Consider the following 20,416-nt stretch of genomic DNA (forward strand, 5'->3'; position numbering starts at 1 on the left):
GGCTGCTTGAAGGGCGCGCCCCAAAGGGACGCGGCAAACGCCACGCGCTTGCACAATATATCATCGCGTTACGGTTAGTGACGCGATTTGTCAACACAAACAGGCACGAATGCCGGTTTGTTGACTGCCTTTACTTAATGGTCCAGGCGATTTTCCGCAATGGCATCAGTAGCGGAATTGTTCGGCAAGAATTCTTTCGTTCCAGGAATGGTTCGGATCGAACAGCAAGGTTGCCGTGGCGTTGCGCGACTCCTGGATCGTGACCGACGTTACCGCCTTGACCTCGGTATGATCTGCGGCGGCGTTCACCGGCCTCTTTCCGGCCTCCATGATGTCGAGCCGCACCACCGACTTGTTGGACAGAAGCGCACCACGCCAGCGGCGCGGGCGAAACGGGCTGACCGGCGTCAAAGCGAGCAGCGGCGCGTCCAGCGGCAGGATAGGGCCGTGAGCCGACAGGTTGTAGGCGGTGGAACCTGCAGGCGTCGCAATCATGACACCATCACAGCTCAACTCTTCCAGGCGCACCTGATCGTCGATCGTAATGCGGATCTTGGCCGTCTGGTAGGATTGCCGCCACAGGGCGACTTCATTAATGGCGAGCGCCGAGATCGTATCGCCGTCTGAAGTGACGGCCTGCATCTCCAGCGGGCGGATGGTTTCCGAGACGGCTGCAGCCAAGCGCTCGGGCAGGGCATCTTCCCTGTACTCATTCATCAGGAAGCCGATGGTGCCCCGGTTCATGCCGTAGACCTGCTTGCCGGTGCTCATCGTCTCGCGCAGCGTCTGCAGCAGGAATCCGTCGCCGCCGAGCGCAACGATCACATCCGCCTCGGCAAGCGGCGTATTGCCATAGCGCTGGGACAGACGTGCCGCCGCCTTTTCGGCGTCAGGCGCGTCCGAAGATATGAACGCGAAGGTCTCGCGCGTTTTGGGTGCTGGTGCCAGTGTCTTGTCCTCGGCTCGATGGCCGTGCCGAGGTAGCATGCCGCTTTGCCGCTGCAAAGGCGGGCACGGCGGATTGCGAGAGGAATTGTCTGCGTCCTAGCCGTGAAGCGCCTTGCGCAGCTTGTCGAAATCGCCCCAGGGGTCTGCCGCTTTCAACGCCTTTCCCAACGCTTTCCCGTCAATCGAAAAATCGGCTGGGCCGACCCCGTTTTCGACTTCCGGCCAGGTCACCGGCACGGAAACGGTTGCGTTCGGCTTTGCCCGGCTTGAATAGGGCGCCACGGTTGTGGAGCCGCGCGCATTGCGCAGATAGTCGATGAAGATGCGGCCCGTGCGCGCTTTCTTGGACAGCGTCGCCGTGTATTTTTCGGGATCGCTTTGTTCCATTGCCTCGGCAAAATCATGGGCAAAAGTCTTGACGGTCTTCCAGTCGGCTTTCGGCTTCAGCGGCACGATGACATGAAAACCCTTGCCGCCTGAGGTCTTCACCACGTTGGGCAGGCCGAGTTCGTCAAGCCGTCGTCTGATATCGAGCGTTGCAGCCCGAACGTCGTTCATGTCCAGCCCCTCGTCGGGATCGAGGTCGAAAACCACCTGGTCGGGCGTGTCGATCGCGTCGATCGTGCATCCCCAGATATGGATTTCCACGACGCCGAGTTGAACGAGTGCTGCGATGCCATTGAAATCCTTGATGTAAAGCAATTCTTCGCCGTCTTCCGGATCAGCCATTTTCCCGATGGCCTCATGCATGCCCGGAGAGGCGTGTTTCTGGAAAAAGCGCTGTTTGCCTGCGACGCCATCGGGGGCTCGCACCAAGGCGAGAGGGCGGTTGACGACGAAGCGTTCCATGCGCGGCCAGACGGCCGTGTAGTGGTCGAGAAGCCCCTGCTTGGTCACCCCGGCTTCGGGCCAGAGCAGCTTGTCGGGATGGGAAAGGTCCATTTGCGTCCGTCCTTGCTCCATTCGCCCTTGGAAGCCTGAACGCCAGTATGCCACGTTCGTTCCTGTTTTGCCGCTGAGCCATCGTGCTGGAAACCGCTGGCCGGAACCGTTCGTCAGTTTTGACTTTACTGACGCGGCAAATGTGATAACCGGAGCGCGCGTGCCCTTGTAGCTCAGTTGGTAGAGCACCTGATTTGTAATCAGGGGGTCGGCGGTTCGAGTCCGTCCGGGGGCACCAGCAATCCGTACTTGAAATGCATTGCCCTCCGGCAGGAGCTTGGCCCTATTTCGTGACATTCACTTTGAAGGTCACGAACTGAAGGTCATTTGGTCCGTCGTTTCCAACGGCCCTGAGTTTTATGTGGTCAACACCAACGAAGCCGGACTCGGGTGTATAGAAAGCCGCTTGCTTCGGAACCTTGCGGGCGTTGCACTTGTGCCGGGGATCCGAGTTTGCGTAATGCGGGAAATCACTGACCGTAGAGGTGGTGACCACGCCGTGCGCTGGAGCCGATGCGACTATGACTTTCGGTACGCCATTGAGGGAACAGTCCGGGTTCACGTTGTAGAAGGCTCTAAGCAATATTTCTTGCCCGGATTTTGCATTAATACTGTCGGAAGCCTCCCTTTCGGTATTGGTGGTTTCGCAGCCGGAAACAAGAGCGATCAAACTAAAGAAAACAATATTCAAAAAATATTTCAATTTTCCCTCCCGCCCAAGTCAACGCGCCAGAATCAGTTAAGCACGAGCCAAGTGCGGCATCAATGGCGCTCAACTGCGCCGTGATTTGAGGTCAGGAACGTCCGCAAGCCTGCATCTGCGCGGCATATTTCATGGCCATATTGGCGGCGCGGCGCGCGGCCTGTTGGGCCTGGGCGTTGGTGCGTCCAAGGCCTTTCGAATAACCGGCATGGCCGAGATAATAGGCGAGATAGAGATTGTAGGTGTCGTTGAGCGCGATGCCGTTCACCTGATGGCTCTTGGCGTGATACCAGCCGATGAAATGGATCGCGTCGCCGAAGTCGTTTCTGCGCGCATACCAGCGCCCGGTTTCGGATTGGTAGCGGGTCCATGTGCCGTCAAGCGCCTGCGAATAGCCGAAAGCGGTCGAGGCGCGTTTCCATGGGATGAAGCCGAGCAGTTTGGTGCGCGGCGGCTTGGCGCGCGCGTTGAAGCCGGACTCCGTGTAGACGGTCGCCATCAGGATGGGGACGGGAACGCCGAATTCGCGTTCGGTGCTTTTGGCCGCACCATGCCAGCTGTTGAACCAGCCATCGCGCTGGTCGAATACCGCACAGACGTCGTTGATGCGCGTCGGGGCGGTTGCACAACTCCCAAGCATCAGGAGCGCTACGATAAACAGGGCGCGCCGCATGAAACCTCGCTTTCAGCGAGTCTGTTAGTCGTTAAGATTTAAGTAAAATTTAACGAGCCGCATTTCGGTGGCTGGATGATTCCGGCCCGGTGTCGCGGCTAGCCTTCAATCCGCCCTCAAAGGTTCCCATATTCCTGTTGCTGTATGGTCTTGCTGGAGGTGAGGGATGATCCGTTTTGTCGTCATTGCCCTGGTGGCACTTTTATTCTGGGCGCTGTTGGTAACGCTGATTAGGTACCTGAAGGGCGCCAGTGTTGACTGGACCGGCCTGACGGCTGCGGTCGCCTTCGTGGTGCTGGCCTTTTACCTGCGGCATGTGACGGGCATGGGCTGAACAGTCAGTCCCGTTTGTTTGCTGCCGGATTCTCCCCGCCGATCATTTTCGTGATCTCCAGGGCCGCTTCCTGAACGAGCGGCCCGATCTGCGCCAGACGATCCGGCGTGACACGAACCGTGGGTCCCGACACCGACACGCCGCCGACCGGTTCGCCGAACTCGTTGAAGATTGCCGCCGCCACGCAACGCATGCCGGGATGACGCTCCTCATCGTCGACGGACCAGCCGCGGGTCCTGATTTCATCAAGGTCGCGGGTAAGGGCAGGGGCGTTGGCCAGCGTTTTCGGCGTGTAGGCCTCTAGCCCTGCTTTGCGGACGATCACTGCCACCCGTTCGGGCGCCAGATGCGCCAGGATCGCCTTGCCGATACCGGATGCATGAAATGAGCTGCGCGTGCCCGGCCGGAAGAAGGCACGGATTGCCTGATGCGTCTCGACCTGGCTGACGAAAACCACGCAGTCATCCTCGGCAACGCCGAGATTTGCGGTCTCGCCGGTTTTTTCCATCAGATCCTGCATGACGATGCGGGCGCGATCCACCAGCTTGCGGCGGCGCAGGAAGGCTGAACCCATGCGATAGGTCTCGACGCCGATCGACCAGAGCTGCTCGGTCTTCTCGAACTCGACCATGCCGTGGCCTTCGAGCGTGGTCAGCATGCGGTAGGCCGTCGACGGGGCAAGGCCGGAACTAGCCGCCACCTCGCTCAGCGACAGGCCGTTGCCCTCGGCAACGATCGCAAGGATGCGCAGTGCCCGGTCCAGTGCTTGCACAGGGCCGGCGTCGGCTGGCGCATTGAAGGAGCGTGGACGCCCGCGCTGGCGCTTTTCGGCAGTTTCCATCGGTTCGCTCCGCGTAACGAATTTCTTGAGGCATAATAAAAAAATATTTCATCAACTGGCAAACAACTTCTGTGAAAAACGAAAAGTCATTTGAAATCAGCATATAAGATTATTTTTCTGAAAATGGAAAAATATTCTGGAAAAATTGAGAATTCGGAAGACCGCTGTCATGATCCAGCCATCAGATCACACCCACTCTCGTGGAGGAAAAAATGGCAAGGATGCGCGCCGTCGATGCGGCGGTTCTCGTTTTGGAAAAGGAAGGTATCGATTGTGCCTTTGGCGTGCCGGGGGCCGCGATCAATCCGTTTTACTCAGCGCTGAAGGCGCGGGGCACCGTGCGTCATATTCTGGCGCGTCATGTCGAGGGCGCTTCGCATATGGCGGAAGGCTATACGCGGACCAAGGCCGGCAACATCGGCCTGTGCATCGGCACGTCCGGCCCGGCCGGCACCGACATGATCACCGGGCTTTATTCGGCCTCGGCGGATTCGATCCCGATCCTCTGCATTACCGGGCAGGCGCCGCGGGCGCGTCTCAACAAGGAGGATTTCCAGGCGGTCGATATCGCAGCGATTGCAGCACCCGTCACCAAATGGGCCGTTACCGTCATGGAACCATACCTGGTGCCGATGGCACTGCAGAAGGCGTTTTTCCTGATGCGCTCGGGCCGTCCGGGGCCGGTTCTGGTCGACCTCCCGATCGACGTTCAGCTTGCCGAGATCGAGTTCGACATCGACACCTACGAGCCGATGGTGCCGCACAAGCCGGCGATCAGCCGCGCCCAGGCCGAAAAGGCGCTTTCCATGCTCAACGAAGCGGAACACCCGCTGATCGTTGCCGGCGGCGGCATCATCAATGCCGATGCGTCCGACCTATTGGTCGAGTTTGCCGAGATCACGGGCGTGCCTGTCATCCCAACGCTGATGGGCTGGGGCACGATCCCTGATGATCACCGGTTGATGGCCGGCATGTGCGGGCTGCAGACATCGCACCGCTACGGCAATGCGACGATGCTGGCGTCCGATTTCGTCATCGGCATCGGCAACCGCTGGGCCAACCGCCACACCGGCTCGGTCGAGAAATACACCGCCGGCCGCAAGTTCGTTCACATCGATATCGAGCCGACGCAGATCGGCCGCGTCTTCGCACCCGACTTCGGCATCGTCTCGGACGCAGGCGCTGCGCTGAAAATGCTGCTCGATGTCGCCACCGAGTGGAAGACTGCCGGAAAACTGCGCGACTGGAGTGGCTGGGCCAGGGAATGCCAGGCGCGCAAGAAGACCATGAAGCGCAAGACGCATTTCGACCAGGTGCCGCTGAAGCCGCAGCGGGTCTATGAGGAGATGAACAAGGCTTTCGGCCGCGACACGACCTATGTCACGACGATCGGTCTTTCCCAGATCGCCGGGGCGCAGTTCCTGCATGTCTACAGGCCGCGCAACTGGATCAATTGCGGGCAGGCCGGCCCACTCGGCTGGACGCTGCCGGCAGCCCTCGGCGTGCGCGCGGCCGATCCTGAGCGCGATATCGTGGCGCTGTCAGGCGACTACGATTTCCAGTTCATGATCGAGGAGCTGGCGGTCGGCGCACAGCACAAGCTGCCCTACATCCATGTCGTCGTGAACAATGCTTATCTCGGCCTGATCCGGCAGGCCCAGCGCGGCTTTTCGATGGATTTCGAGGTCAGCCTGGCTTTTGAGAACATCAACACGGTTGGCCATGCCGAGGTCGGCTACGGTGTCGATCATGTCGCTGTCGCCGAGGCGATGGGCTGCAAGGCGGTGCGGGTTCGCAGGCCGGACGAATTCGCGAAGGGCTTTGCCGAGGCGAAGCGGCTAGTGAAGGAGCATCAGGTGCCGGTCGTGCTCGAATTCATCCTCGAACGGGTGACGAATATTTCGATGGGCATGGAAATCGACAACATCGTCGAATTCGAGGAGCTTGCCGAAAAGAACGAAGACGCGCCGACTGCGATCGCGCTGCTGGATTAACATCGCGACTGGGTGCGTCCTTCGCGGCTCGCTCCGCTCGCACCTCAGGATGAGGGAGGTGGGCACTTTCTTGCCAAGCTCTGGAATGCCTGCGCAACAGAACTTGGGTGAATGACTAAAACCACCCTCATCCTGAGGTGCGAGCGGAGCGAGCCTCGAAGGACGCACCGGAAATAAAAGGAACCACCGATGCCAAAATTTTCCGCCAATCTTTCCATGCTCTTTGGCGAGCATGATTTTCTCGACCGTTTCGACGCAGCGGCGCGCGCCGGATTTCAGGGCATTGAGTATATCGGGCCCTATGACCATGCGCCGGACGTCGTGGCTGCACGCCTGAAGAAGAACGGTCTTTCGCAGGTGCTGTTCAACCTGCCGCCCGGCGATTGGGCAAAGGGCGAACGCGGCATTGCGGTCTTGCCGGAGCGGGTCGAAGAATTCCGCGCAGGCGTGGACAAGGCGATCACCTATGCCAAGGCGCTGGGCTGTCCGCAGGTCAATTGTCTGGCTGGCATTGCGCCTGCAGGCGTAGATCGCGCCACGCTTGAGGACGTGTTCGTCGAGAACTTGAAATACGCTGCATCGCGTTTGAAAGAGGCTGGCATCCGCCTGCTGATCGAACCGATCAACACGCTCGATATTCCCGGTTTTTTCCTGACCAATACGAAGCAGGCGCTCGCGCTTATCGAGAAGGTCAGCTCGGACAATCTCTACCTGCAATACGACATCTATCACATGCAGATCATGGAGGGGGATCTCGCCCGGACGATCGAGGCAAATCTCGGCCGCATCGCGCATATCCAGCTTGCGGACAATCCCGGCCGTCACGAACCGGGGACGGGCGAGATCAACTATCCCTTCCTCTACGAACATCTCGACCGCATCGGCTACGCCGGCTGGGTCGGCGCCGAATACAAGCCCAAGGCCGGCACGGATGAAGGGCTTGGGTGGTTTCGGGAGTTTGCCGGCAAGGCGACCGCAGCAGCCTAGCTGATCAGAACAGGAGACATAAAATGGAAAAGATCGGCTTTATCGGCCTCGGCATCATGGGCGCACCCATGGCAGGACATCTTTTGGACGCGGGCTACGAGGTCGTGACCACCGACCACCGCAGCGCACCGTCGGCCGACCTCGTGGCCAAGGGCCTGAAGGTCGTGACGGGCAATGATGCTGTGGCGCGCGCTGCCGACATCATCATCACCATGGTGCCGGATACGCCGCAGGTCGCTGACGTCCTGTTTGGTGAAAATGGTGTCAGTTCAGGACTTTCCAGGAACAAGCTCGTCATCGACATGAGCTCGATATCGCCCATCGAGACGAAGGAGTTCGCCAGAAAGATCAACGAACTCGGCTGCGATTATCTCGATGCGCCGGTCTCGGGTGGCGAGGTTGGTGCAAAGGCCGCATCGCTGACGATCATGGTCGGCGGTTCGCAGGCGGCGTTCGATCGCGCGACACCGGTTTTCGAAAAGCTCGGCAAGAACATCACGCTGGTTGGACCCAATGGCGTCGGCCAGACCACCAAGGTCGCCAACCAGATCGTCGTTGCGCTGACCATCGAGGCGGTTGCCGAGGCGCTCGTTTTCGCATCCAAGGCGGGTGCGGATCCGGCAAAAGTGCGGCAGGCGCTGATGGGCGGTCTCGCCAATTCGCGCATCCTCGAGGTCCATGGCGAGCGCATGGTCAAGCGCACTTTTGCGCCGGGCTTCCGCATCGAACTGCACCAGAAGGATCTGAACCTGGCACTTCAGGGCGCCAAGGCGCTCGGCGTCTCGCTGCCAAACACGTCGATGACTCAAGAGCTTTTCAACTCATGCGCCGCCAATGGCGGGGCGAAGGAGGATCACTCAGCGTTGGTGCGCGCGCTGGAACGAATGGCGAATTTCGAGGTCGGTACCGAAGTGATCGCCACGAAGAGCGAAGCCGCCTGATCGCGGCTAGCCGACGCGTTACTCGCTGGCCGCCAAGAACTTCCGCGCCGCATAAAGCGATATCGCCGCCGCATTCGACACATTGAGCGAGCGGATCGCGCCCGGCATGTCGAGCCGGGCGAGTGCCGTCACGGTTTCGCGCGTCTTCTGGCGCAGGCCCTTGCCCTCAGCCCCAAGGACAAGGGCTATTTTTTGCGCGTCAAAGGATTTTTCCAGTTCCGCCGGACCTTCCGAATCGAGGCCGATGGTCTGGAAGCCGGCTTCGTGCAGCTGGCCGAGCGCGTCAGACAGATTCTTCACCTCGATCATGTCGATGTGTTCCAGCGCGCCGGAGGCGGACTTTGCCAGTACGCCCGATTCGTGCGGGCTATGGCGCTGCGTGGTGATCAGTGCGCCGGCGCCAAAAGCCACTGCCGATCGAATGATCGCACCGACATTGTGCGGGTCGGTGACCTGGTCAAGCACCAGCACCAAAGGTGTGTCGCCAAGCGCGTTGAGCGCCTTGGGCTTCAGGGGTGCGGTCTCGATCAATACGCCCTGATGCACCGCGTCGCTGCCGGTGATCTTGTCGATATCGCGCGGCTCGACGATTTCAACGGCAAAGGGCAGCGCGTCCGAATCCGCGATCTCCAGCCGTTCCAGCGCATTGCGCGTTACCAGCATCCGGCTGATCTTGCGGCGCGGATTGTCGATCGCTGCACGCACCGTATGCAGCCCGTAGAGCCGCAAGATGCCGTCTGGTGCTGCTTCGCCCGGCGGAACGTTCGGTTTTGGCCGGAAAGCCGGCTGGCCGCCACTCTTCTGGTCGCGATAGGCGCGCCGAAGCTTGGCGTAATGGGTATCTTTCGGTGTCTTGGATTTTTTATCGTCGCTCATAAGCGTTCTATAACGGTGCGTTTTCCTTTTGGATATGGCAGCGGCGTGAGGGCATTGCGAATTTCGTTCTGAAATCTCGGGCAGTGCGGTTGACAGTGTTTTGCCTTGCCGCCATAAGGCGCTTCGCAGGTTGGCGGGCAGGGAGTTACCTGGCTGACAATCCGCAGAATGCCTCGTTGCAAGGCTCCTGGCAGCAGTTTGGAGAGGTGCCCGAGTGGTTAAAGGGGACGGACTGTAAATCCGTTGACTCAGTCTACGTTGGTTCGAATCCAACCCTCTCCACCACTGCCGGCCCGGAAGCCTTGAATATAAGACGCGGGTATAGCTCAATGGTAGAGCAGCAGCCTTCCAAGCTGAATACGCGGGTTCGATTCCCGCTACCCGCTCCAGATAAAAGCCACAAAATATGCCGGTCGTTTGAGCGAATTGTCGGTTTCGCTTCAAACCTTTGCGCGATCACAGTCTCACGGTGCCAAATCATGACGCACCTTGATCGCCAGGTGTTTCATTTCGGGAAGAAAATTCTGGCATCAGTCCTGCTTGGTATTGCTTGCCGGCAATAGCCGGCCCTGATCGTGTCTCGATATTGATCAGGGATGTGAAGGCTCGCCGGGGAGGGGCGGGGGCTCTTACCCCGGCGAGCTTCCCACGCCAGCGCGCTCGGTTCCGCCATTGGCCGGCCGAGCATGGCGATGACCGTTCCTATCTTGCCGCGTGTAATCTGCGCACCATATCTCCTGGAGATGGAAACGCAGGAGATGCTGCCATGTCTGCGAAGACTTTATTTGTTGCCGCCGCAATCGGCATTTCCGGCCTGGCCCTGAGCGGTTGCGTCGACACCGGGGCCTATTACGACGATGGCTATTACGACAGAGGCCCGTATGACGGCGGCGGCTATTACGGCGGCGGCGGGTACTATGGCGGTGGTGTGATCTACGAGGACGGCGGCTATTATCGTCGCGATCATCGCAGGCATCGTCCGCACTACGACAATCCCGGCAGGCCGCGGCCGCCGATGGTCGGCGGCGGGCGCCCGCCGAATGTCGGGGGCGGGAGTGGCGGGCGGCCAGATGTCGGTCCGCGCCCGCCGAGGCCCAATCCGGGCAACGGGAGACCTGATGTCCGGCCAAGCCCGGTGCCCAGCGGCCAGCCAATGCCCGCCGTGCTGCGACCTGACTATCACGGCCGCTAGAACTGGGTGATTTTCGTGGATTGCAGTCCGCGTGCTGAATATTGTCGGCGCGCGGACGGCCACTTGGCAGACGAAACAAGCTACTCGATTACCAAGGCTGCGGCAGATATCCCGAAAAAACCAACAGCTCTCTGCCGCCCTTTGAATTGTGGCAGCGCATACCTATATCGGCGTCAACACTAAAATCGGAGCGGTCGTCCCGGCTAGATCGTTGTGCGTCCATTCGGACGCATAAAGGACGATCTAGGACTTAGAATGAGCATCGGACTATTCCGAAAACCGAATCCACTTTTCGGTCCGATGCTCTGGGCCGGCATCGAAAGGTCAAAAGACTCTTGTGTTTTTTGGCCTTTGTCGCTAATCGCCCCGAATTCGAACCCAAACCGAAGCACAGCCGCCAAGGAAAATATCAATGGCTAAGAGTAAATTTGAGCGCAACAAGCCGCATGTGAACATTGGCACGATTGGTCACGTTGACCATGGCAAGACGTCATTGACGGCTGCGATTACGAAGTATTTTGGCGAGTTCAAGGCGTATGACCAGATCGACGCTGCTCCTGAAGAGAAGGCGCGCGGCATCACGATCTCGACGGCGCATGTCGAGTACGAGACGCCGAACCGTCACTATGCCCACGTCGACTGCCCCGGCCACGCCGACTATGTGAAGAACATGATCACCGGTGCTGCCCAGATGGACGGCGCGATCCTGGTTGTTTCGGCAGCTGACGGCCCGATGCCGCAGACCCGCGAGCACATCCTGCTCGCCCGTCAGGTCGGCGTGCCTTCGATCGTGGTGTTCCTGAACAAGGTCGACCAGGTCGATGACGCCGAGCTGCTCGAGCTGGTTGAGCTGGAAGTTCGCGAGCTTCTGTCGAAGAACGAATTCCCGGGCGACGACATTCCGATCGTCAAGGGTTCGGCTCTGGCTGCTCTTGAAGATTCCGACAAGAAGATCGGCGAAGACGCGATCCGCGAGCTGATGGCAGCGGTCGACGCCTACATCCCGACGCCTGAGCGTCCGATCGACCAGCCGTTCCTGATGCCGATCGAAGACGTGTTCTCGATCTCGGGCCGTGGCACGGTTGTGACCGGCCGCGTCGAGCGCGGCATCGTCAAGGTTGGCGAAGAACTCGAGATCGTCGGCATCCGCGCGACGTCGAAGACGACCTGCACGGGCGTCGAGATGTTCCGCAAGCTGCTCGATCAGGGTCAGGCCGGCGACAACATCGGCGCGCTGCTGCGCGGCGTTGACCGTGAAGGCGTCGAGCGCGGCCAGGTTCTGGCCAAGCCGGGTTCGGTCAAGCCGCACAAGAAGTTCAAGGCTGAAGCCTACATCCTGACAAAGGAAGAGGGTGGCCGTCATACGCCGTTCTTCACCAACTACCGTCCGCAGTTCTATTTCCGCACGACGGACGTGACGGGCATCGTGCAGTTGGCCGAAGGCACTGAAATGGTGATGCCGGGCGACAATGTGACGGTCGATGTCGAACTGATCGTGCCGATCGCGATGGAAGAGAAGCTCCGCTTCGCCATCCGTGAAGGCGGCCGCACCGTCGGTGCCGGCGTCGTCGTCACCATCGTCGAATAAGTAATTAACCGATCTGTCGCGGGCGCGGTAAAAGCCCGCGCCGCGCCAGAACAAGGAAGTGACGCATGAACGGACAGAATATCCGCATCCGCCTGAAGGCGTTTGATCATCGGGTGCTCGACGCCTCGACGCGCGAAATCGTGTCGACGGCAAAGCGCACCGGCGCCAATGTTCGCGGGCCCATTCCGCTGCCGACCCGGATCGAGAAGTTCACTGTGAACCGCTCGCCCCACGTCGACAAGAAGAGCCGCGAGCAGTTCGAGATGCGCACGCACAAGCGTCTGCTGGACATCGTCGATCCGACCCCGCAGACCGTCGATGCTCTGATGAAGCTCGACCTCGCCGCAGGTGTCGACGTCGAAATCAAGCTCTAAGAGCTAACATGAGCCGGGCGAGCAGACCCAAACGGCTCCTCTGAAGGAAAACGAACCGATGCGTTCAGGTGTTATCGCACAGAAGTTGGGCATGACCCGCATCTATAATGATGCTGGCGAGCATGTGCCCGTTACGGTTCTCCGCATGGAGAACTGCCAGGTCGTGGCTCAGCGCACGAAAGAGAAGAATGGCTACACGGCCGTTCAGCTCGGCGTTGGTCTGGCCAAGGTCAAGAACACGTCGAAGGCGATGCGCGGTCATTTCGCTGCCGCCTCCGTCGAGCCGAAGTCGAAGGTTGCCGAATTCCGCGTGTCGGACGACAACATGCTCGACGTCGGCGTCGAAATCACCGTTGAGCATTACGTCCCCGGCCAGAAGGTCGACGTGACGGGCACCTCGACGGGTAAGGGTTTCCAGGGTGTCATGAAGCGCCACAACTTCGGTGGTGGCCGCGCGACCCACGGTAACTCGGTTTCGCACCGTGCACACGGTTCGACCGGTCAGCGTCAGGACCCGGGCAAGGTGTTCAAGGGTAAGAAGATGGCCGGCCACATGGGTGCTACCCGCGTGACCACGCAGAACGTTGAGGTCGTTTCGACCGACACGGACCGCGGCCTGATCCTGATCCGCGGCGCCGTTCCCGGCACCAAGGGCGCCTGGATCCTGGTTCGCGACGCCGCCAAGGAAGCACTGCCGGAAAACGCTCCGAAGCCGGCTGGCATTCGTGCCGGGCAGAAGACTGAAGCTTCCGCCAAAGAAGGAGCTGAATAATGGATCTCAAGATTTCAACGCTTGGCGGCGAAGATGCCGGCAAGGTGAAACTCTCCGAGGAGATTTTCGGCCTTGATCCGCGCGAAGACATTCTGCAGCGCGTCGTGCGCTGGCAGCTTGCCAAGAAGCAGCAGGGCACGCACAAGGCCAAGGGCCGCGCCGAAATCGCGCGTACCGGTGCCAAGATGTACAAGCAGAAGGGTACGGGCCGCGCTCGTCACCATTCGGCTCGCGCTCCGCAGTTCCGCGGCGGCGGCAAGGCCCACGGCCCGGTTGTTCGCAGCCATGAGCACGACCTTCCCAAGAAGGTCCGCGCTCTCGGCCTGAAGCACGCTCTTTCGGCCAAGCTGAAGGCGTCCAACCTGATCATCGTCGATGATCTGGCGATGTCCGAAGCCAAGACGAAGGCCCTGGTGACGAACTTCGCCAAGCTCGGCCTGACCAACGCACTGGTGATCGGCGGTGCCGAGCTTGACGTGAACTTCAAGCGCGCTGCGTCGAACATTCCGAACATCGACGTGCTGCCCATCCAGGGCATCAACGTCTACGACATTCTGCGCCGCGGCACGCTGGTCCTTTCGAAGGCCGCCGTCGAGGCTCTCGAGGAGCGCTTCAAATGACGGATCTCCGCCACTACGACGTGATCGTCTCGCCGGCGATCACCGAAAAGTCGACCATGGCTTCCGAACAGAACCAGGTCGTCTTCAATGTCGCCAAGAAGGCGACGAAGCCGGAAATCAAGGCTGCGATCGAAGCGCTGTTCAGCGTCAAGGTCACGGCGGTCAACACGCTGGTCCGCAAGGGCAAGGTGAAGCGTTTCCGCGGCACGATTGGCCGTCAGAGCGACGTGAAGAAGGCGATTGTGACGCTGGCCGACGGCCAGTCGATCGACGTCGCGACGGGTCTCTGACAGGCGCGAGGACAGAACAATGGCACTCAAGAAATTCAAGCCGGTAACGCCAAGCCTTCGCCAGTTGGTCATCGTCGACCGCTCGGCGCTGTACAAGGGCAAGCCGGTCAAGGGTCTGACCGAAGGCCTGACCAAGTCGGGCGGCCGCAACAACTACGGTCGTATCACGGCTCGCTTCATCGGCGGCGGTCACAAGCGTTCGTATCGCATCATCGACTTCAAGCGCCGCAAGTTCGACGTGTCGGCGACTGTGGAACGCCTCGAGTACGATCCGAACCGCACGGCTTTCATCGCGCTGATCAAGTATGACGATGGCGAGCTGAACTACATCCTGGCGCCGCAGCGCCTCGCCGTTGGCGACAAGGTCATCGCCGGCGAGAGCGTCGACGTGAAGCCGGGCAATGCGATGCCACTGGGTTCGATGCCGGTTGGCACGATCGTCCACAATGTCGAGCTGAAGCCCGGCAAGGGCGGCCAGATCGCACGTTCGGCAGGTGCCTATGCACAGCTCGTCGGCCGCGATCAGGGCATGGCTATCCTTCGCCTGAACTCTGGTGAACAGCGCGTCGTGCACGGTTCGTGCATCGCGACTGTCGGAGCGGTCTCCAATCCGGACCACTCCAACATCAACGACGGCAAGGCAGGTCGCACTGTCTGGCGCGGCAAGCGCCCGCATAACCGCGGCGTCACCATGAACCCGGTCGACCATCCGCACGGCGGTGGTGAAGGCCGCACCTCTGGTGGTCGTAACCCGGTTACCCCGTGGGGCAAGCCGACCAAGGGCAAGAAGACGCGGTCCAACAAGGCGACCGACAAGTTCATCCTGCGCTCGCGCCATCAGCGCAAGAGCTAAAGAGAGGTAGTCTGACGTGACCCGTTCAGTTTGGAAAGGCCCGTTCATCGACGGCTTTCTTCTCAAGAAAGCCGAGAAGGTGCGCGAGGGCGGCCGTAGTGAAGTGATAAAGACCTGGAGCCGTCGCTCCACGGTTCTGCCGCAGTTCGTCGGCTTGACCTTCGGTGTCTACAACGGCCAGAAGCATATCCCGGTCTCCGTGTCTGAAGACATGGTCGGCCACAAGTTGGGCGAATTCGCCCCGACGCGGACCTATTACGGTCACGGCGCGGACAAGAAAGCGAAGAGGAAGTAACATGGGCAAGGCCAAAGCTCCGCGCAGGCTTGCTGACAACGAGGCGCGTGCGGTCCTCCGCACCATCCGCGTCAGCCCGCAGAAGCTGAACCTGGTTGCCGCGCTCATCCGCGGCAAGAAGGTCGCGACCGCGCTTTCGGATCTGGAATTCTCGCGCAAGCGCATCTCCGACACCGTCAAGAAGACGCTGGAGTCGGCGATCGCCAACGCGGAAAACAATCACGACCTCGACGTCGATGCGCTGATCGTTGCTGAAGCCTATGTCGGCAAGTCGATCGTCATGAAGCGCTTCCACGCCCGTGGCCGCGGCCGTGCAAGCCGCATCGAGAAGCCATTTTCGCACCTCACGATCGTTGTTCGTGAAGTCGAAGAGAAAGGGGAGGCCGCCTGATGGGTCAGAAAATCAATCCGATCGGTTTCCGCCTCGGCATTAACCGCACCTGGGACTCCCGCTGGTACGCAAACACCGGCGAGTACGGCCAGCTGCTGCATGAAGACATCAAGATCCGCGAGTATCTTAAGGAAGAGCTCAAGCAGGCTGCGATCTCGAAGGTCGTCATCGAGCGTCCGCACAAGAAGTGCCGCGTCACGATCCACGCTGCCCGTCCTGGCCTGATCATCGGCAAGAAGGGCGCGGACATCGAAAAGCTTCGCAAGAAGCTGATGGAGATGACCAAGTCGGAAACGCACCTCAACATCGTCGAGGTTCGCAAGCCCGAGATCGACGCGACCCTGGTCGCGCAGTCGATCGCACAGCAGCTCGAGCGCCGTATCGCGTTCCGCCGTGCGATGAAGCGCGCTGTCCAGTCGGCCATGCGTCTCGGCGCCGAAGGCATCCGCATCAACTGCTCGGGCCGTCTCGGCGGCGCTGAAATCGCACGTATGGAATGGTATCGCGAAGGTCGCGTGCCGCTGCACACGCTGCGCGCTGACGTTGACTACGGCACGGCCGAAGCCAAGACGGCTTATGGCATCTGCGGCGTCAAGGTCTGGGTGTTCAAGGGCGAAATCCTCGAGCACGACCCGATGGCTTCGGAGCGCCGCGCGACGGAAGGCGAGCACGCACATGCAGGCGAGCGTAACGACCGTGGCGGCCGCCGCCGCGAGAACGCCTGAGAAGCATAGGAATTTGGAGTAAGAACGATGCTGCAGCCAAAGCGCACAAAGTTCCGCAAGCAGTTCAAGGGCCGCATCCACGGCGCCGCCAAGGGCGGCACCGACCTGGATTTTGGTGGCTTCGGACTGAAGGCGCTGGAGCCTAACCGCGTCACCGCACGCGAGATCGAGGCGGCACGCCGCGCGATCACGCGTGAAATGAAGCGCCAGGGCCGTGTGTGGATCCGTATTTTCCCGGACGTTCCGGTGACCTCGAAGCCTACCGAAGTCCGCATGGGCAAGGGCAAGGGCGCGGTCGACTACTGGGCGTGCCGTATCAAGCCGGGCCGTGTGATGTTCGAGATCGACGGCGTGTCGGAAGAAGTGGCGCGTGAAGCGCTGCGTCTCGGCGCTGCCAAGCTCTCCGTCAGAACGCGTTTCGTACAGCGTATAGCTGAATAGAAAGGTCACGAGTCATGAAAGCCGCAGAAGCACGGTCCAAGACCGCCGACCAGTTGAATGACGATCTGGCCTCGCTGAAGAAGGAGCAGTTCAACCTGCGCTTCCAGAAGGCGACAGGCCAGCTCGAGAAGACAGCCCGCGTGAAGGAAGTCCGCAGGGACATCGCGCGCATCAAGACCATCGCCGCCGAAAAATCTTCGGCCAAGAAGGCATAAGGACGAAAATCATGCCAAAGCGCATTCTGCAGGGCACCGTCGTCAGCGACAAGAACGAGAAGACGGTCGTCGTCAAGGTCGAACGGCGCTTCACGCATCCGGTCATGAAGAAGACCGTGCGTATGTCGAAGAAGTACAAGGCGCACGACGAAAACAACGCGTGCAAGGTCGGCGATCAGGTCTTCATCCAGGAGTCGGCGCCGATCTCCAAGGATAAGCGCTGGGTCGTCATCACAGACGCCCAGGCGTCGCAGTAAGTAAATTTTTGGACAGACCGGGTAGGGCGAGGGCTCTTCCCAGGAATGAAGAAGGCGGTCAGTCATGATTCAGATGCAAACAAACCTCGACGTCGCGGACAATTCCGGCGCTCGTCGTGTCATGTGCATCAAGGTGCTGGGCGGCTCGAAGCGGAAATACGCTTCCGTCGGTGACATCATCGTGGTGTCGATCAAGGAAGCCATTCCGCGCGGCCGCGTCAAGAAGGGCGATGTGATGAAGGCGGTCGTGGTTCGCACGGCCAAGGACATTCGTCGTCCGGACGGCAGCGTGATCCGTTTCGACAAGAACGCAGCCGTTCTCGTCGACAACAAGAAAGAGCCGATCGGCACGCGTATCTTTGGACCGGTTCCGCGCGAACTCCGCGCCAAGAACCACATGAAGATCATCTCGCTCGCGCCTGAAGTGCTGTAAGGAGCCGGAAAAATGCAAAAGATTCGCAAAGGCGACAAGGTCGTCGTTCTGGCCGGCAAGGACAAGGGCCGTTCGGGTGAAGTCGTCCGGGTCATGCCCAAGGACGACAAGGCAGTCGTTCGCGGCGTGAACATGATCCGCCGTCATCAGAAGCAGTCCCAGTCCCAAGAGGGCGGGATCATTACCAAGGAAGCGCCGATCCATTTGTCGAACATCGCGCTGGTCGACCCCAAGGACGGAAAGCCGACCCGCGTCGGTTTCCAGGTCCAGAAGGACGGGACCAAGGTGCGCGTGGCAAAGCGCTCGGGAGAAGTGATCAATGGCTAAGGCAGAATATCAGGCCCGCTTGCGCTCGGTCTATGACGAGACCATCCGCAAGGCGCTGCTCGAAGAATTCAAATACGACAACGAGATGGAAGTACCCCGTCTCGACAAGATCGTCCTGAACATGGGTGTCGGTGAAGCGACGTCGGACTCGAAGAAGCCTTCGGTTGCCGCCGCTGACCTGGCGCTGATCGCCGGCCAGAAGCCGGTCATCACCTATGCGCGCAATTCGATCGCCGGCTTCAAGGTCCGCGAGAAGATGCCGCTCGGCGCAAAGGTTACCCTGCGCAAGGACCGCATGTACGAGTTCCTGGACCGTCTGGTCACGATCGCGCTGCCGCGCGTCCGCGACTTCCGCGGCCTGAACCCGAAGAGCTTCGATGGCCGTGGCAACTACGCCATGGGCATCAAGGAACATATCATTTTCCCAGAGATCGCCTATGACAAGGTCGACCAGATCTGGGGTATGGACATCATCGTTTGTACGACTGCGAAGACGGACGACGAAGCCCGGGCACTGCTCAAGGCTTTCAACTTCCCCTTCCGCCAGTAACGGCAGCGAGAAAAGGAAAAATCTGAAATGGCAAAGACCAGCTCAGTCGAGAAAAACAACAGGCGTCGTAAGCTTGTCGAGCAGAACGCTGCAAAGCGTAAGGCTCTCAAGGCGACGATCATGGACAAGAGCCTTCCGATCGAAGATCGTTTCCGGGCGCAGCTGAAGCTTGCGGCAATGCCGCGCAACACGTCCAAGACCCGCATTCGCAACCGTTGCGAGATCACCGGCCGTCCGCGCGCCTATTATCGCAAACTGAAGATGTCGCGTATTGCATTGCGCGAACTTGGCTCGCTGGGCGCTGTCCCGGGCCTGGTCAAGTCGAGCTGGTAAGGAGCACACGACATGTCACTAAGTGATCCTCTCGGCGATATGCTGACCCGCATCCGCAACGCCTATGGCCGTAAGAAGTCGAAGGTTTCGACGCCGGCCTCGCGTCTGCGTGCCCGTGTCCTCGACGTTCTGAAGGCGGAAGGCTACATCCGCGACTACAGCCAGGTCGACTATGACAACGGCAAGTCGGAAATCGAGATCGAACTGAAGTATTTCGACGGCGCACCGGTGATCCGCGAGATCGCCCGCGTGTCGAAGCCCGGCCGCCGCGTTTACGTGTCGGTCAAGTCGATCCCGCAGGTGGCCAACGGCCTCGGCATTTCGATCCTGTCGACGCCGAAGGGCGTGATGGCGGACCATGAAGCGCGCGAACAGAATGTCGGCGGGGAAATCCTCTGCCAGATATTCTGATCGGGCGAGCATAAGACAGAAAGAACGAGGACAACAACATGTCTCGTATTGGCAAGAAACCCGTTCCGTTGCCCCAGGGCGTGACCGCTTCCGTCGACGGCCAGACCGTCACGGCAAAGGGCCCCAAGGGCGAACTGAAGTTCGTGGTCAACGACGAAGTGCTGGTCAAGTTCGAGGACGGCCAGATCGCCGTTCAGCCGCGCGACCAGTCGAAGGTCGCCCGCTCCAAGTGGGGCATGTCGCGCACGCAGATCGTCAACATCCTCAACGGCGTTAAGGATGGCTTCGAGAAGAAGCTCGAGATCAGCGGCGTCGGCTATCGTGCGGCCCTGCAGGGCAAGAACCTGCAGCTCGCGCTTGGCTTCAGCCATGACGTGGTCTACCAGACGCCGGAAGGCATCACGATTACCGTGCCGAAGCCGACCGAAATCGTCGTCACCGGCATCGACAAGCAGGCGGTTGGCCAGGTTGCGGCCGAGATCCGCAAGTATCGCGAACCTGAGCCCTACAAGGGCAAGGGCGTGAAATATGCTGGCGAGAAGATCGTCCGCAAAGAAGGCAAGAAGAAGTAATTATAACGCCGCGGTGCGCGGTCGCGGGAGGCGCATTCGCCTACCGCACATGGCCGCACCCGTCCAAGAAGGCAAGGAACAGACATTATGGCTTCCAAGGAAACCACCCAGCGCCGCGCCGCGCGCGTTCGCCGTCAGATCAAGAAGGTCTCCGGCGACCGTCTGCGTCTGTCGGTCTACCGCTCGTCGAAGAACATCCACGCGCAGATCATCGACGATTCGAAGGGCCACACCGTTGCTGCCGCTTCGACCCTCGAAAAGGACATCAAGGGCTCGCTGAAGACCGGCGCCGATGTCGCCGCTGCTGCCGCCGTCGGCAAGCTGCTTGCCGAACGCGCCTCCAAGGCCGGCGTCAAGGAAGTCGTCTTCGACCGTGGCCCGTACATCTATCACGGCCGCGTCAAGGCGCTTGCCGAAGCCGCCCGCGAGGCCGGCCTGAGCTTCTGATCCGATTTGTTGCGAGGCGCGTGGCGCCTCGTCGCATGATCGACAGTTGAAATAAGTCCGGCTCTGTTATAGACGCCGGACTTCAGTTTTT

30 protein-coding genes and 3 tRNA genes are annotated in these 20,416 nt (G+C 60.2%); 27 read left to right on the forward strand and 6 right to left on the reverse strand.

Going from position 1 to position 20,416, the window contains the following annotated elements:
- Positions 1-165 precede the first annotated feature (165 nt).
- Together BM413_RS11920 and ligD are read right to left on the reverse strand one after the other, a co-directional pair.
- Positions 166-987, reverse strand: coding sequence for an NAD kinase (locus BM413_RS11920; RefSeq protein ID WP_091913550.1), 822 nt, complete (start codon positions 985-987; stop codon positions 166-168).
- 57 nt (positions 988-1,044) lie between these two features.
- Positions 1,045-1,890 (reverse strand): non-homologous end-joining DNA ligase, encoded by an 846-nt coding sequence (gene ligD, locus BM413_RS11925; protein WP_175544309.1) that lies wholly within the window; start codon positions 1,888-1,890, stop codon positions 1,045-1,047.
- A gap of 162 nt (positions 1,891-2,052) precedes the next feature.
- Between ligD and BM413_RS11930 the strand changes: the two genes are divergently transcribed.
- Positions 2,053-2,128 (forward strand) — tRNA-Thr (locus BM413_RS11930).
- 45 nt (positions 2,129-2,173) lie between these two features.
- Here the strand turns inward: BM413_RS11930 and BM413_RS11935 are convergent.
- Positions 2,174-2,593: a hypothetical protein gene (locus BM413_RS11935; protein WP_091913552.1), complete on the reverse strand. Its 420-nt coding sequence runs from the start codon at positions 2,591-2,593 to the stop codon at positions 2,174-2,176.
- A 91-nt stretch (positions 2,594-2,684) separates the two neighbouring features.
- Positions 2,685-3,266, reverse strand: a complete 582-nt coding sequence (locus tag BM413_RS11940) for a transglycosylase SLT domain-containing protein (protein ID WP_091913553.1) — start codon at positions 3,264-3,266, stop codon at positions 2,685-2,687.
- Positions 3,267-3,432: 166 nt separating this feature from the next.
- Between BM413_RS11940 and BM413_RS33105 the strand changes: the two genes are divergently transcribed.
- The gene (locus BM413_RS33105) at positions 3,433-3,600 is read left to right on the forward strand and encodes a hypothetical protein (RefSeq protein ID WP_091913554.1); all 168 of its coding nucleotides are present in this window, start codon (positions 3,433-3,435) and stop codon (positions 3,598-3,600) included.
- A 4-nt stretch (positions 3,601-3,604) separates the two neighbouring features.
- On the opposite strand, the gene bhcR is transcribed toward BM413_RS33105, so the two are convergent.
- The gene (bhcR, locus tag BM413_RS11950) at positions 3,605-4,441 is read right to left on the reverse strand and encodes an HTH-type transcriptional regulator BhcR (RefSeq protein WP_091913555.1); all 837 of its coding nucleotides are present in this window, start codon (positions 4,439-4,441) and stop codon (positions 3,605-3,607) included.
- 212 nt (positions 4,442-4,653) lie between these two features.
- Between bhcR and gcl the strand changes: the two genes are divergently transcribed.
- From gcl to BM413_RS11965, 3 genes are all read left to right on the forward strand, one after another.
- The gene (gene gcl, locus BM413_RS11955; RefSeq protein WP_091913556.1) at positions 4,654-6,435 is read left to right on the forward strand and encodes a glyoxylate carboligase; all 1,782 of its coding nucleotides are present in this window, start codon (positions 4,654-4,656) and stop codon (positions 6,433-6,435) included.
- A 189-nt stretch (positions 6,436-6,624) separates the two neighbouring features.
- Positions 6,625-7,422: a 2-oxo-tetronate isomerase gene (otnI, locus tag BM413_RS11960; RefSeq protein WP_091913557.1), complete on the forward strand. Its 798-nt coding sequence runs from the start codon at positions 6,625-6,627 to the stop codon at positions 7,420-7,422.
- 23 nt (positions 7,423-7,445) lie between these two features.
- On the forward strand, positions 7,446-8,363 hold the full coding sequence (locus BM413_RS11965; RefSeq protein ID WP_091913558.1) for a 2-hydroxy-3-oxopropionate reductase: 918 nt from the start codon (positions 7,446-7,448) through the stop codon (positions 8,361-8,363).
- 18 nt (positions 8,364-8,381) lie between these two features.
- Here BM413_RS11965 and rlmB read toward each other — a convergent pair whose 3' ends face one another.
- The gene (gene rlmB / locus BM413_RS11970) at positions 8,382-9,239 is read right to left on the reverse strand and encodes a 23S rRNA (guanosine(2251)-2'-O)-methyltransferase RlmB (protein ID WP_091913559.1); all 858 of its coding nucleotides are present in this window, start codon (positions 9,237-9,239) and stop codon (positions 8,382-8,384) included.
- Between the two features lie 200 nt (positions 9,240-9,439).
- On the opposite strand from rlmB, the gene BM413_RS11975 reads away from it, so the two are divergent.
- From BM413_RS11975 to rplR, 22 genes are all read left to right on the forward strand, one after another.
- Positions 9,440-9,524: transfer RNA gene (locus tag BM413_RS11975), tRNA-Tyr, on the forward strand.
- A gap of 30 nt (positions 9,525-9,554) precedes the next feature.
- Positions 9,555-9,628, forward strand: a tRNA-Gly gene (locus BM413_RS11980).
- A 377-nt stretch (positions 9,629-10,005) separates the two neighbouring features.
- Positions 10,006-10,431, forward strand: coding sequence for a hypothetical protein (locus tag BM413_RS11985; RefSeq protein WP_175544310.1), 426 nt, complete (start codon positions 10,006-10,008; stop codon positions 10,429-10,431).
- A gap of 412 nt (positions 10,432-10,843) precedes the next feature.
- Positions 10,844-12,019: an elongation factor Tu gene (tuf, locus tag BM413_RS11990; RefSeq protein ID WP_091913560.1), complete on the forward strand. Its 1,176-nt coding sequence runs from the start codon at positions 10,844-10,846 to the stop codon at positions 12,017-12,019.
- A gap of 65 nt (positions 12,020-12,084) precedes the next feature.
- Positions 12,085-12,393, forward strand: coding sequence for a 30S ribosomal protein S10 (rpsJ, locus tag BM413_RS11995; protein WP_006205468.1), 309 nt, complete (start codon positions 12,085-12,087; stop codon positions 12,391-12,393).
- A 58-nt stretch (positions 12,394-12,451) separates the two neighbouring features.
- Positions 12,452-13,165 (forward strand): 50S ribosomal protein L3, encoded by a 714-nt coding sequence (rplC, locus tag BM413_RS12000; RefSeq protein ID WP_091913561.1) that lies wholly within the window; start codon positions 12,452-12,454, stop codon positions 13,163-13,165.
- Positions 13,165-13,785 (forward strand): 50S ribosomal protein L4, encoded by a 621-nt coding sequence (gene rplD, locus BM413_RS12005; RefSeq protein WP_091913562.1) that lies wholly within the window; start codon positions 13,165-13,167, stop codon positions 13,783-13,785. Before rplC ends, rplD begins: the two co-directional genes overlap by 1 nt.
- Positions 13,782-14,075, forward strand: coding sequence for a 50S ribosomal protein L23 (locus BM413_RS12010; RefSeq protein ID WP_091913563.1), 294 nt, complete (start codon positions 13,782-13,784; stop codon positions 14,073-14,075). Before rplD ends, BM413_RS12010 begins: the two co-directional genes overlap by 4 nt.
- Before the next feature lie 19 nt (positions 14,076-14,094).
- Positions 14,095-14,928: a 50S ribosomal protein L2 gene (rplB, locus tag BM413_RS12015; RefSeq protein WP_091913564.1), complete on the forward strand. Its 834-nt coding sequence runs from the start codon at positions 14,095-14,097 to the stop codon at positions 14,926-14,928.
- Positions 14,929-14,944: 16 nt separating this feature from the next.
- A complete protein-coding gene (gene rpsS / locus BM413_RS12020) occupies positions 14,945-15,223 on the forward strand; it encodes a 30S ribosomal protein S19 (protein ID WP_091913565.1) in 279 nt (92 codons plus the stop codon).
- 1 nt (position 15,224) lies between these two features.
- Positions 15,225-15,614 (forward strand): 50S ribosomal protein L22, encoded by a 390-nt coding sequence (rplV, locus tag BM413_RS12025; RefSeq protein ID WP_091913566.1) that lies wholly within the window; start codon positions 15,225-15,227, stop codon positions 15,612-15,614.
- Positions 15,614-16,339, forward strand: a complete 726-nt coding sequence (rpsC, locus tag BM413_RS12030) for a 30S ribosomal protein S3 (protein WP_091913567.1) — start codon at positions 15,614-15,616, stop codon at positions 16,337-16,339. Before rplV ends, rpsC begins: the two co-directional genes overlap by 1 nt.
- A 27-nt stretch (positions 16,340-16,366) precedes the next feature.
- Positions 16,367-16,780, forward strand: coding sequence for a 50S ribosomal protein L16 (rplP, locus tag BM413_RS12035; protein WP_091913568.1), 414 nt, complete (start codon positions 16,367-16,369; stop codon positions 16,778-16,780).
- Between the two features lie 14 nt (positions 16,781-16,794).
- A complete protein-coding gene (gene rpmC / locus BM413_RS12040; protein WP_091913569.1) occupies positions 16,795-16,995 on the forward strand; it encodes a 50S ribosomal protein L29 in 201 nt (66 codons plus the stop codon).
- 11 nt (positions 16,996-17,006) lie between these two features.
- Entirely contained in the window at positions 17,007-17,252 is a 246-nt protein-coding gene (rpsQ, locus tag BM413_RS12045; protein WP_091913570.1) for a 30S ribosomal protein S17, read from the forward strand.
- 64 nt (positions 17,253-17,316) lie between these two features.
- Positions 17,317-17,685 (forward strand): 50S ribosomal protein L14, encoded by a 369-nt coding sequence (gene rplN / locus BM413_RS12050; protein ID WP_006205457.1) that lies wholly within the window; start codon positions 17,317-17,319, stop codon positions 17,683-17,685.
- A 12-nt stretch (positions 17,686-17,697) separates the two neighbouring features.
- Entirely contained in the window at positions 17,698-18,012 is a 315-nt protein-coding gene (gene rplX, locus BM413_RS12055; RefSeq protein ID WP_091913571.1) for a 50S ribosomal protein L24, read from the forward strand.
- Positions 18,005-18,562: a 50S ribosomal protein L5 gene (rplE, locus tag BM413_RS12060; protein ID WP_091913572.1), complete on the forward strand. Its 558-nt coding sequence runs from the start codon at positions 18,005-18,007 to the stop codon at positions 18,560-18,562. Before rplX ends, rplE begins: the two co-directional genes overlap by 8 nt.
- Positions 18,563-18,589: 27 nt before the next feature.
- The gene (rpsN, locus tag BM413_RS12065) at positions 18,590-18,895 is read left to right on the forward strand and encodes a 30S ribosomal protein S14 (protein WP_091913573.1); all 306 of its coding nucleotides are present in this window, start codon (positions 18,590-18,592) and stop codon (positions 18,893-18,895) included.
- Between the two features lie 12 nt (positions 18,896-18,907).
- Entirely contained in the window at positions 18,908-19,306 is a 399-nt protein-coding gene (gene rpsH, locus BM413_RS12070) for a 30S ribosomal protein S8 (RefSeq protein WP_091913574.1), read from the forward strand.
- 38 nt (positions 19,307-19,344) lie between these two features.
- Entirely contained in the window at positions 19,345-19,878 is a 534-nt protein-coding gene (rplF, locus tag BM413_RS12075; RefSeq protein WP_091913575.1) for a 50S ribosomal protein L6, read from the forward strand.
- A gap of 87 nt (positions 19,879-19,965) precedes the next feature.
- Positions 19,966-20,325 carry a 50S ribosomal protein L18 gene (gene rplR, locus BM413_RS12080; protein ID WP_091913576.1) on the forward strand — a complete coding sequence of 120 codons (360 nt, stop codon included), beginning with the start codon at positions 19,966-19,968 and terminating at the stop codon, positions 20,323-20,325.
- Positions 20,326-20,416 lie beyond the last annotated feature (91 nt).

The organism is Mesorhizobium sp. YR577, from assembly GCF_900116595.1.
Taxonomy (GTDB): Bacteria; Pseudomonadota; Alphaproteobacteria; order Rhizobiales; family Rhizobiaceae; genus Mesorhizobium_M.